Below are 12,618 nucleotides of genomic sequence, written 5' to 3'. Positions count from 1 at the left end.
AAGAACATTAGATTCCGTTTGCGGAGAATTGTATCGTCTTCAAAAGTTGACAGGTTACCTGATCAGCATCAATTCCTTCGGCCTCTGCCCTAAAATTGACAATGATACGATGTCTTAATACAGGTAATGCCACATGTTCGAGGTCATCAAGGGTAACGGCCAAGCGGCCTGCTTGAAGCGCCCTCGCCTTGGCCGTCAGAATCATGGCCTGACCCGCCCTCGGGCCCGCCCCCCAGTCGACCCATTGCTTTACATAGTCGTCGGAAGTAGTCTCAGGTCTGGTGGCACGTACAATACGACCGACATAACCAATAAGGTCATCGCTAATCGGAACCTCACGCACCAATTGTTGTAAGCGAAGGATTTCTTCGCCCGTCACAATATTTTTAATCGCTTCTTTTTGGGTTCCCGTAGTACTTTTCAGAATAGTGGATTCTTCCGACTCTGATGGATAACCTATCTTTATATAAAAGAGAAAACGGTCTTGCTGCGCTTCGGGCAAGGGAAAGGTTCCCGATTGTTCTATTGGGTTTTGGGTAGCTAAAATAAAAAAGGGCCTGTCAAGATCATAAGTCTTTCCTGAATAGGTTACCTCGAACTCTTGCATTGCTTCCAAAAGCGCCGCCTGTGTCTTTGGAGGGGTGCGATTGATCTCATCGGCCAAAATGATATTGGCAAAAATTGGCCCTTTATTAAATTCAAAGAATTTTTTGCCCGTAGTATGGTCTTCCTCCAAAATTTCCGTGCCGATAATATCGGAGGGCATCAGGTCAGGGGTAAACTGAATTCTTCTGAACTTCAGGTCGATTGCCTGTGCCAATGTTTTTATCATTAGGGTTTTTGCCAAACCGGGTACACCTTCGAGCAATGCATGACCTCCGGCCAAAAAAGTAATCAATAGGTGCTCAACGGTCTCTTCTTGCCCTATGATCACCTTGCCTATTTCCTTTTTCAGATCGGCAAGTTTCGAAGTCAATGATTCGACCTCTTTTTTAACTTCCATCAATTGTTTGTCCATTCATTTCGTATTTACGATGTAAGTGCGTACATCACGATATTTACCGCAAAGCGGGTATTGTCTATTTTGTACCAACGCTTATTGCGAAAATCATAGTCCCATTCACAACCATAATCTTTGTTGCTATATAGAACTCCTATTCTACCATTTACTTCAATGCCCTTTAAATATTCATGTACCAGGTCGTCGCCCCAGCCGTTCAATTCTTGCGAGGTCGTGGGAGGCCCATCTTCGAACTCAAAAAAAATGGTATAAAGTTCATGGTCGTTCGGAATCTTCTTAAGCGCTTCAGTACCAAAAATTTCCTCCATTTGACGTTCGAACGATTTGGCAAAAAGTCCGTCGATATCATGATTGCAATCATCAACGAAAACAAAACCTCCATTGTTGACGTATTTTTCAAAGTTTTCCCGTTCTTTTTTGGTAAACTGTACCAACTTATGACCGGAAAGATAGCAGAACGGACATTTAAAAATATCGTCACCCCCAAGTGGGATGATATTTTCCTTTTTGTCTACGGCAAGGGTAGTATATTCCACCAAGGAATTCAAGAGATTCGAAGGCATTCGTTGATCCACATCCCAATCACCTGACTCATATTGCAATCTTGTAAAGAAAAACTCGTTGTTCAACTTTCATCGACTTATTTCAATCCATAAAAAGAAAACTGGCTGTCATGAACTTATCTTGACAACCAGCTTTGTTCGCTCCAAATATAATCTAAACGGCATCCGACAAACTGGTAAAGGTAAAGTCCCTTATTTTCATATAAGGAATCAGATTACCATCGACCCTTGCCTGCTCGCCAAGAGTTTCCAAATTGTTCAGCATAATGATCGGACTTTCATTAAAGCGGAAATTTTTGACCGGATGCTTGATGGCCCCATTCTCAATATAAAATGTTCCATCCCTCGTTAAACCGGTATATAATAGCGTTTGCGGGTCTACAGACCTGATATACCAAAGCCGGGTAACCAAAATACCTTTCTTGGTACTTTTGATAAGTTCATCTAAAGAAGCATCGCCGCCCGCCATTATAAAATTGCTCGGCGAAGGCAGGGGATCTACTCCTTTTTGCTCGGCCCAATATCGGCTATAGGCCAGATTCTTTACAACGCCGTTTTCTATCCAGATTGTTTTTTTCAGTGGCTGCCCAGCGCCATTCCATGTTGCCGTTGGCGCATCGGGGTGCAAAGGATCCGACCAAATATTAACTCGTTCATCGACGATCTTATCACCCATTTTATTGCCCCCCTCTTTTGACATAAAACTTCTACCTTCGTCAGCCTGTCTGGCGTCTAGTGCGTACTGTAAACCGTTCAAAAGGCCTTGGGCGGCCGAAGGTTCAAGTATAACGGTGTATTTTCCGGGTTCGATAGCTTTTGCCTCCCTTGACATGACCGCTTTATCGATGGCGATTTTAGAGGCCTCTGCCGCATCGAACTTTGCAATATCGTTGTAGTCTCTTGTCACCCAACCAGATCCGGTACCGTCATTGGTACGCATTGTAACCGTAAAATTCGCATTGGTCTCTTTATTATAGGCAAAAAGCCCATTTGAATTGAGCATCGCGCTAAAACTTGAGGAGTCATTCAAGAAGCCAGCCGCGGTAACATCTTTGGCCATTGCCGGTGCAATACTACTATTTGCCACTTCGGCCCGATATTCGGGAGCTATATCAGCGGTTGCCTGAACGAAACTCACTGATGAATCGTATGATTGTGGCCCCAAAGGTTCCATAAATTCGGGGTTTTCAGGTGATAACTTGGCCAACTCCTCCGCCCTTGCCACTACCCTTTTCAACGATTCGTCATCAAATTCATCAATCGTGGCCGTACCCGAACGTTTTCCAAAATTTGACTGTACCACCAAAGTCTGATTGGATCGGTGCCCCGAAGTGGAAACTGAATTACGCGCATATCGAATATTGCCGCTTTCACTGCCACTTAAATTTATCTCGCAAGCATCGGCGGTGGAAAAGCTAAGGGCTTTTTCCATTATTCTCCGAGCTTCATTTTCTGTATATATTGCCATTATATTATTTTTTTTGAGACTGAAATTAAATGGTTCTACCTGTATTGATTACATTGATATCGTTGAACCGCGAAGTAGAACTACCATGGGAAACCGCACTTATCTGGGAAGGTTGCCCCTTACCGTCAAAAAAGGAACCGAACAATCGGTAATCATTTTGGTCACATATTTTTACACAGCTGTTCCAAAATTCCTGTGTATTGGATTGATAGGCTACATCGTTCAACATACCAACGATCTCGCCATTCTTAATTTCGTAAAATACGGTGCCGCCGAACTGAAAGTTATAACGTTGCTGGTCGATTGAATAAGAGCCGCGTCCGGCGATATAAATACCTTTTTCGACATCTTTTATCATCTGGTCGATGGAGTAGGGATCCTTGCCCGCCTCCAACGAAATATTGGGCATTCTCTGAAATTGTACGTCATTCCAGCTCTGAGCGTAGCAACAGCCGTGCGATTCATTTTGATCGATCATGTTCACCTGATCACGAATGGCCTGGTAGTTGACCAGAATTCCGTTTCTAATGATGTCCCACTTTTTACATTTTACGCCCTCATCATCATATCCTACGGCACCTAAAGACCCTGGTTGGGTCTTATCGGCAACTATATTCACGATGTCGCTACCATATTTGAAGTCTCCAGATTTCCATTTATCCATCGTCGCAAAACTGGTCCCCGCGTAATTGGCTTCGTAGCCCAGTACACGGTCCAATTCGGTTGGATGCCCTACCGATTCATGAATGGTAAGGCCCAAATGGTTGGGTTCGAGCACCAAGTCATATTTTCCTGGATCGACCGATTTAGCGTTCAGCATCTCTTTGGCCTGTTGGGCGGCAATCGTAGCATCTTCGACCATATCATAGCTATTACGGTACAGTTTTAGTCCTGCGGCACCGTCCAACTTTTCAGAATCCAATCCATCCATATATTCATACCCCATGCCCATTGGGGCACTCATGGCTTGTCGTGTCTTGAACTTGCCCGCTCCCTGATCTACTGCCGTTACTCCAAAGGTTGGCCAGATCCGATGAATATCTTGATCGATATAAGAACCATCGGTAGAGGCGAAATATTTCTGCTCGTTAACCATAAAAAGTGCGGAATTCACGAAGTTGGCACCATTTTGCAATGCTGCCGAGTTGGCACGCAACAAAAGATCCACCTTTTCGGATACCGGAACATCTTTAAAATCTTTTTTTACCGCTGTTTTCCAAGAAACCTCGCCTTGGCCTATTACAGGTGCCAATTTTACCGGCTCTTTCTGAAACTTAGAATTTGCCTTGGCAATGGCGACCGCCTGTTCGGTAGCTTTTTTGATACCGTCTTCAGTAACGCTATTGGTAGAGGCAAAACCCCAAGTACCATTGGCGATTACGCGAATTCCTATTCCAAAAGATTCGGTATTGACCACATTTTGTACTTTGTCTTCTCGTGTAAAGACATATTGGTTCAGGTACCTACCAATTCTAGCATCGGCATATGTAGCACCCATGGATTTTGCAGTATTAAGGGCTACATCGGCCATTCTTTTTTTGACAACAATGTCCATTCCCGGGCTTAAAAGCGCTTCGGCGGGAATACTATTGCCCATCATTGTGGACGGCAACAACAACGCACCTGCACCGAGACCGGTCAATTGAACAAAATCTCTTCTTTTCATATTTGTGTGAGTTAGTATTTGATTTAGTATCAGCTTACAGCACAATATAATGAATAAGGAGGCAATTCAATAAAAGTCGGGCAATGAGAATCAAAATTTAAACAAAACTTTAACAAGTATTTTCGATAGGATCATTATGAAACCGAACTACAGACCTATTTATTGGCAAGAGTTACCGTAGAAATGGTATTTTTACCCATAAATTGAAAATAAATGCTAACCATTTTTAACAGGAAAAAATACCTGATAGATGCCCTAAAAGGATTTATAGATATACATAACCATATTTTACCGGGAGTAGACGACGGCGCCAAAACAGTTGAGGAATCCATAGCACTGATAAAGGGGTTTTCTGAATACGGAATTCAAAATTTTATAGCTACCCCCCATATTATGGACAATTATTACCCAAACAATCCGGGAACCATTTCAAAATCATTGGAAATACTGAATCATGGCCTTGCGATCAACGATTTAAACCATATTTCCGTCGAAGCGTCGGCAGAGCATATGATAGACTCAAATTTTGAGAACTTATTGGCAAATGGTGAAGTTATGACGCTTCAGAACAACTATCTTTTGGTAGAAATGTCTTATTTACAGGCTTCGATAAATTTCGACGAAGCAATCAAGAAAATTGCCGAGCATAGATTATTCCCTATTTTGGCCCACCCGGAAAGATATGTATTTCTCCAAAAGAAGTTCAAAAAATATCAAAAGATGAAGGATCAAGGTGTCTTATTTCAGATGAACCTATTGTCTTTAGGTGAATTTTATGGCAAGGAAGTTCAACAAACCGCAATGAAACTGCTGGAGGCAGACCTCATCAATTTTTTGGCCTCTGATGTTCACAACAAAACACAGCTAGAAGGCCTGAAAGAAATAAAAGTTACAAATAAATTATTGGATACCTTGCTTCCTATAATTGAAAGAACGATCTACAATTTTAGCTGATTAGAATTTCCACCACTTTTTGGTAGTTTTTCCATAGCCGTAGCCGTATTTGCCGCCATATCCAAGGTTAGAGTCCTTGACATCATTGACAATGAAGGAAAGTCCTTTCAGTTTGCCTTCTTTTCTCAGTTTCAAAGGATACTCAATAACCTTGGTTTCAGTGGAACCTGCCCTTGTCACATAAATTATATGATCTGCATATTCACTTATCAGTAAAGTATCCGTTACAACCATTAATGGGGCAGTATCAACTACTACATAATCATATTTAAGCGATACTTCCTGAATCAGGTCTTTCATTCTCGAGCTCATTAAAAGCTCAGAAGGGTTCGGCGGAATCTTACCTGAATATATAACGTCAATCGTATTGGTATGAACGAGCATCGGATTTATGATATCTTTAGAAGTCAAAGAATCGTCGTATAAGAACTCGGTAAGGCCTGCATCCTTATTTCTTCCTGGCTTTCCTAACTTGTCCACATCCTTACTATTGAAAAAAGTATACAGTTTTGGATTACGAATATCGGCACCTATTAACAATACCTTCTTATCAGTGCTTGCGAATATCATCGCTAGGTTAGAAGACAAAAAGGTCTTTCCTTCCCCTGGAACACTGGAAGTTACAAATATTACATTGTTACGTCCTCCTTTTGATTTTATTATATAGTCAAGATTTGTTCGCAGAATCCTTAATGATTCTCCCAATACCGAACGATCATCCTTATTTACCAATTGTTGGTCTTTTTTTGCTAATCGCGGTAGCTCGGCCAATACGGGTACATCTTTGACCAGTTTTTCAAGTCCGGTCTTGTTATGAATCTTATTATCCAACAAATCTTTGCTGTATAGGACCGAAAAGGGAACAAGTAGACCAAGTATAAAGGAAGCCAAGTAAATAAGAGGCTTCTTAGGAGTAACAGGAGTGTCTCCTTCAAGGTAGGCACTATCGACTACTTTTGATTTAGCCGGACTTGAAGCCGCCATGATCTGAGATTCTTCACGTTTCTGAAGCAAATAGAGATATAATGATTCCGTTGTCTCCTGCTTTCTAGTAATATTTCGTAAATCACGCTGATTTCTGGGTGCAGAATATATAGTTCCTTGAATACGGCCCATTTGGTTTTGGAGAGTCCCAACCGTCATTCCAACGTTTCGCTCCATAGCGACCAAACTAGATTGCATAGTACTTTTTAGTTGATCTAACTGCTGATCTAAATTTACGATAATTGGATTTTGCGCGTCAGCACTTTTAAGTAGCCTATTCCTTTCAGCTACCAATTCATTGTATTTCGCAGTAGTCTGCGCAATTGCGCCGTTACCTACATCAACGACAGGCATAGTATTATATCCCGACTCCCCTGAGATATAGTTTTTTAAATTGCTTACAATATCCAACTGATTTCTTGCATTGTCAAGTTGTTGACGACTGGCCGCACTCACCTGCACAGCAGCTCCTACCTCTAAGCCGCTTCCTGTTATACCCTTTTCAGTCATTAGCTCTTGGGCATCTTGATCCACTGTTGTCAATGTGGATGCAATCAGTTGAATACGATTATTGATAAATTCCGAAGTTCTATCGGCGACAACCTTCTTATCCTCTATGGCATTTTTATTATATGTTAAAATTAATTCATTGATGATATCGATACCCTTTTGTTTAATTGGATTATTAAGAGTAATATCAATAATATTGGATAACTCTTCCGCAGGGGAAATACTTATACTTTTTTGATAACCTTCCGCCACTATAAAGACAGGGTCAATTGAAACTTTAATTTTTTCGCCTTTGTAATTGTTGAAATAGGGTAGATTCGGTGTAATCACAATATCGCCAACTTCTTTTGTGGTGATGTTTTTTCCATAAGAGTAAATTTTTAATGGACTATCTCTTTCAAGGCTAAAGCCAAACGTTGTTTCAGACGACAATTCAATAAAAAATTCGAAGCTTGCAGAATTAATTATAGAATCGCTCTCTATAAAGTTGATATTGAAAGGCCTATTTTTATAGATTTCAGAATCTTTAACATTGCCCAACGCAATTATACGAACATTCAAATCTAGATTGTCGACAACTTCCAAAAAATTGGATCTGGAATTAAGTATTTCTATCTCATCCTCAACCTTGTTCTTCATGCCTCCTAAAAGATTCAGGTCTTGAAAAGCAGAAAGCTCCGAACCGGATCCCTTGTCCTCGATGATCTGAATCTTTGCCTTGGCGGCATATTCAGGAGTGGCATACCTTATATAGATAAATGCTAACACTAAGGATATTATAGTTGTTAAGACAAACCATTTCCACTGCGCCGCATATCTCGAGATAACATCCTTTAAATCCGCGCCATCACCGGATAAACCCTGGGAATCTGTAACCATTCTAAAATTTAATTTTTAGGAAATAAGACTTTTTCAGTTTCTTGTAATAAACAATACGGTGGAGGTAATTAATACGGATGCAATTGAAACCCATATAGTTGCTCGGTTATCTAAACCATAAGAAGCCACCGCAGAATTGTTAGGTTGAACATACACGACATCGTTCTGTGTCAGATAATAAACAGGTGAATTAAGTGCCTCCTTCTTGGTCAAGTCTATTCGGGTGGATACCTTAGTACCATTAAAATCGCGTATTATCAAAATATTATCGCGCCTTGCTTTAATGGTAAGGTCATTTGCCAGCCCCAATGCTTCAAGAACTGTTATCTGTTCCCCTAATACGGGGTACGTACCCGGCCTGTTTACCTCTCCCAAAACCGTTACGGTGAAATTCTTCAACCTAATATTGATAATGGCATCTTTCAAATAAGGAGTCAATTTTTCTTTTAAAAGACCCTTGGTCTCCTCCGGGGTAAGCCCAGCGATTTTCACCGCGCCAATTACCGGGAAATCAATCTCCCCATTTTTGTCAATAATATAGTTTACCTGTTCAGCTCGTATTCCTCCCTCTTCTGCACCTTTGTACAAATTAAAGGGCATACTAACCAAAGGGTCGAGTGTAGAAACATGGATACTCAACACATCATCTATCTTAAATTTATTGGTGTGCGAGTTGTCACTTATAATTGTTTCATAGTCACTTGTGTCTTGAAAATAAACAACGTCTTTTTTCGAAGCACAGGAGACTGCTAAAAAACAACAAATAGATAATAGGCAAAGTTGTTTTAACTCAGAATAATATTTCTTAGAAACCATGAAAAGTCGATTGTATTTAATTAGAACTGCAAGTTTACTAAAATATTATGATTGAACCACTTTTAAAGTTGGCTTGTCATCATCTGAAGAAGTACGCCTGTCGTCCAATTCGCATAGTTCGGAATTGCTAGACACATATTCCGGCACTATACCTTTCATCAACTTAACCGCATTTCCACTGAAAAACATATTTGTTATGCACAATTCGTCTATCTTGGATCTAACCGCTGCATAGTCCAATTCTCTTACTTTACTTATTTTTATTTTTCTATGATAGGTTGGCAATGTATTTTCTCCATTAGCCAATAGCTCTTCATAAAGTTTCTCTCCTGGTCGAAGACCAGTTATCTTAATATCAATATCCTCAGGATAACTCAACCCCGATAATTTTATCATGTTCTTGGCCAAATCAAATATTTTCACAGACTCCCCCATATCAAAAATAAAGATTTCTCCACCATCGCCCATAACACCTGCCTCCAAAACCAGTTGAGAAGCTTCCGGAATTGTCATAAAATACCGAGTTACGTCTTTGTGAGTCAATGTCAATGGGCCTCCTTTTTCGATTTGCTTTCTAAATAATGGGATTACCGATCCGTTCGAGCCTAAAACGTTACCGAATCTTGTGGTTATGAACTTGGTTTTTTTCTGTTGTTCCATACAACTTATATACATTTCAGCTATCCTTTTGGTAGCACCCATAACATTGGTTGGATTGACGGCCTTATCGGTAGATATAAAAACAAACTTCTCTACCTTATGGCTTATTGATAAATCCGCTACGGTCTTTGTACCACCAATGTTAATTTTAATGGCCTCGTAAGAATTGTATTCCATCAACGGAACGTGCTTGTATGCCGCGGAATGAAAAACCATATTTGGCTTGTGTTCCTGGAAAATAGCATTAAGCCTGTTCTTGTCGCGAATATCCCCAACAATAGGAATGAAATTATGGTAACCGTTCTGCTTTAACTCTTGTTGAAGATCATACAGCGCCGATTCAGCTTGATCAATAATTATCAGGGATTTGTAATCATACTGGCATATTTGTCTTACGATTTCACTTCCAATTGAACCCGCTCCGCCTGTTACCAAAATCGTTTTGTTCAAAAATTCTTTTTCGATTTTCTCATTTTTGATACTTATTGGAGCCCTATCCAATAAATCTTCTATTTGCACCTGCTTAATCTGAGACGCTCTCAATTCACCATTAATCCAATCTTCAACCGGAGGTACAATCTTAACCTGAACAGGTAGTTCAACAAGACCTTCTACCAAACTCCTTAATTTTTTGGGTGCGATATTCTGAATTGAGAAAATAACTTCAGAGATGTTCTTATTGGTCAAAAAATCCTTGGTCAATACATTGTTATGATAGACCTTTACACCATTGATTTGTTTTCCGGCCTTTTGATTGTCATTATCTATATAACCAACGACTCTCGCCCTGCTTTTAGAATGGTTGGTAAGTGCGTTATGTGTAAGGATTCCCGATTCACCAGCTCCATATATGAGTACATTCTTGTTCACCTTTAGGTCGCGAATCGCATAGCTGTTATAAAGCGCTTTGAACATATATCGCGAAGCGGTAAGGCCAATGAAAGCAAGTAAGCTATAAATAATTATTATACTGAGAAAAATGGTGAAGTCTGGAAAGAATCCAAATTCCTTATTTATGAGAACGACCGCAATCATAATGATACTTGAAAGACAAACAGCATTAAAAACGTTGTATACGTCGCGAACCCCGGTATGTCGAACAACGCCTTTGTAAGAGCCTACAATAAGAAAGGCAATTGCCGATATAATGGCAACAACAGGAAGTTGTATGTAAAGTTTCTCGACATCGAAGTCAAATGACAGATTAAAACGAATACAATAGGCCAATACAAATGCAATGCATGATGAGATTATATCAATAATCAAAACCAACCATTTTGAGGCATAGCGATTGGCATTCTGTGTGATATAATTTTGTATCATACGATAACCCTCTTAATTATTTCGATTGTTCTATCAAGGTCAACCCTACTAAGATTTGAACCACTTGGTAGGCAAAGTCCGCGTTCGAACAACCCTGCGGATACGCCGTTGACAAAACTTAGGCTGTTCTTAAACACCGGCTGAAGGTGCATAGGTTTCCATAGAGGTCTAGACTCAATATTTTCTTCCTCCAAGGCCAATCGAACCCACTCCCTTTGTTCTTTTGAGCGGGTTGTTAAGCAGGTCAGCCAACGATTTGAATAACAACCTTTTGGCTCCTCCAAAAACCCTATCCCATCCAAACTTCCCAAATGCTCTTTGTAGTAAAAATAGTTATTTCTTCTGGCGTTTACACGATTGTCAAGAACTTCCATTTGACCTCTCCCTATTCCGGCAAGTACATTGCTCATCCTATAATTATACCCAACTCGGGAGTGTTGATAGTGAGGCGCTTCATCCCTGGCCTGTGTTGCCAAAAAAATTGCTCTTTTCTTCATATTTTTGTCCTTAGTACATAGTGCCCCCCCTCCAGAAGTCGTGATAATCTTATTGCCATTGAAGGAAAATATTGAGACATCCCCAAATGTACCGCACTTGACACCATGATAAGAGCTTCCTAATGCCTCGGCACTATCTTCAAGAACAGGAATACTATATTTTAAGGATATCTCACGTATCTCCCTAACCTTATATGGCATCCCATAAAGGTGAACGGCAATAATCGCCTTCGGTTTTTTTCCTTGCGCTATTCTTTCTATGATTGCCTTTTCCAGCAATTCTGGGGAAATGTTCCATGTTTCTTCCTCACTATCGATAAAAATAGGCTTAGCCCCCAAATATGTTATAGGATTGGCCGAGGCCGAAAACGTAAAGCTCTGACATAAAACTTCATCATCTTGTTTCACACCTAAGAGAATCAGACCTAAATGAAGAGCACCGGTTCCTGAACTCAAAGCAGCTATATGTGAATCCTCCTGAACATATTGCATGAGATCCCTTTCGAATGCTTCGACATTTGGTCCCAACGGAGCAATCCAATTGGTATCAAAAGCCTCTTTGACATATTGTTGCTCATTGCCAGACATATGTGGAGAAGAAAGCCAAATTTTGGACTTGTGCAAGACTTTGGAGTTCAAGGATATGAAAGTTTTGTGGGTTTAGTTATACTGCAAGTAAAATTAGTTATTGTTTATCATTCTACCATGATAAGTCATCACATTTCGTCAAAGACGGAAATTATTCGATTAAATACGCAAATTTGTAATCTTTCAATTTTAGAAAAATAATTTCTTATAACCTGAAGGTGTTAATTTAGAAAAACTAGAAATTCAAAACGGATTTCTCTTTTTGCTCATTACCAAATATTTAACTTTGTATTCTAACAAACACTAAAATTTCGTTTTTAGTATTCAATCCAAAATAAGTATTTGGACGTATTTCAAATATTGGGCAGACAATTTTGTCGTGCTCATTTTCCTTGCCAAGTATACTTTTAAAGAAGCTCAGGTAGGGTTTAACACGATGCAATTGTTACTAAACGAATAATTATCTTGTTTTACCGTATTAATTGGAAATGCAAAAAAGATTCAACTTAATTTTGGTTTTTTAATTCTACTATAATTAGAAACCCCAGTATCGCTATGAGAAAAAATTACACTTTCACTTTTTTGATTACAATTCTTTTAGGTCTCCACAGCCAGAGTTCGACGTCGCAGACCGCGGGCCAGGACGGGGAGTGGAGCCCGGTGCTTCCTTTCGGCATCGTCCCCGTGGC

At 40.0% G+C, this 12,618-nt stretch carries 9 protein-coding genes; 1 reads left to right on the top strand and 8 read right to left on the bottom strand.

Annotation, left to right across the window (positions count from 1 at the left end; translation table 11 throughout):
* Positions 1–7: 7 nt before the first annotated feature.
* The 4 genes from ACEZ3G_RS09100 to ACEZ3G_RS09085 all read right to left on the bottom strand — a co-directional run bounded on the left by ACEZ3G_RS09100 (position 8) and on the right by ACEZ3G_RS09085 (position 4,718).
* A complete protein-coding gene (locus tag ACEZ3G_RS09100; RefSeq protein ID WP_432425176.1) occupies positions 8–1,018 on the bottom strand; it encodes an AAA family ATPase in 1,011 nt (336 codons plus the stop codon).
* Positions 1,019–1,029: 11 nt separating this feature from the next.
* Positions 1,030–1,650, bottom strand: a complete 621-nt coding sequence (locus ACEZ3G_RS09095; protein WP_432425175.1) for a DUF4159 domain-containing protein — start codon at positions 1,648–1,650, stop codon at positions 1,030–1,032.
* Positions 1,651–1,738: 88 nt separating this feature from the next.
* Positions 1,739–3,052, bottom strand: coding sequence for a TldD/PmbA family protein (locus ACEZ3G_RS09090; RefSeq protein ID WP_432425174.1), 1,314 nt, complete (start codon positions 3,050–3,052; stop codon positions 1,739–1,741).
* Between the two features lie 25 nt (positions 3,053–3,077).
* Positions 3,078–4,718, bottom strand: coding sequence for a TldD/PmbA family protein (locus ACEZ3G_RS09085; protein WP_432425173.1), 1,641 nt, complete (start codon positions 4,716–4,718; stop codon positions 3,078–3,080).
* Between the two features lie 213 nt (positions 4,719–4,931).
* Between ACEZ3G_RS09085 and ACEZ3G_RS09080 the strand changes: the two genes are divergently transcribed.
* Complete coding sequence (locus ACEZ3G_RS09080; RefSeq protein ID WP_432425172.1) at positions 4,932–5,672, top strand: tyrosine-protein phosphatase; 741 nt, start codon at positions 4,932–4,934, stop codon at positions 5,670–5,672.
* On the opposite strand, the gene ACEZ3G_RS09075 is transcribed toward ACEZ3G_RS09080, so the two are convergent.
* Genes ACEZ3G_RS09075 through ACEZ3G_RS09060 form a run of 4 tightly spaced genes read right to left on the bottom strand, consistent with a single transcriptional unit; the run spans position 5,673 to position 11,929 of the window.
* Positions 5,673–8,045 carry a GumC family protein gene (locus ACEZ3G_RS09075; RefSeq protein ID WP_432425171.1) on the bottom strand — a complete coding sequence of 791 codons (2,373 nt, stop codon included), beginning with the start codon at positions 8,043–8,045 and terminating at the stop codon, positions 5,673–5,675.
* A gap of 33 nt (positions 8,046–8,078) precedes the next feature.
* Positions 8,079–8,861 carry a polysaccharide biosynthesis/export family protein gene (locus ACEZ3G_RS09070; RefSeq protein WP_432425170.1) on the bottom strand — a complete coding sequence of 261 codons (783 nt, stop codon included), beginning with the start codon at positions 8,859–8,861 and terminating at the stop codon, positions 8,079–8,081.
* A gap of 45 nt (positions 8,862–8,906) precedes the next feature.
* A complete protein-coding gene (locus ACEZ3G_RS09065) occupies positions 8,907–10,844 on the bottom strand; it encodes a polysaccharide biosynthesis protein (RefSeq protein WP_432425169.1) in 1,938 nt (645 codons plus the stop codon).
* Complete coding sequence (locus tag ACEZ3G_RS09060; protein ID WP_432426052.1) at positions 10,841–11,929, bottom strand: DegT/DnrJ/EryC1/StrS family aminotransferase; 1,089 nt, start codon at positions 11,927–11,929, stop codon at positions 10,841–10,843. The genes ACEZ3G_RS09065 and ACEZ3G_RS09060 overlap by 4 nt, the downstream gene beginning before the upstream one ends.
* Positions 11,930–12,618 lie beyond the last annotated feature (689 nt).

The organism is Meishania litoralis (assembly GCF_042611095.1).
Lineage (GTDB): Bacteria > Bacteroidota > Bacteroidia > Flavobacteriales > Flavobacteriaceae > Meishania > Meishania litoralis.
Note: the sequence above shows the minus strand (reverse complement) of the source record. Positions and strands in the feature narration are given on the sequence as shown.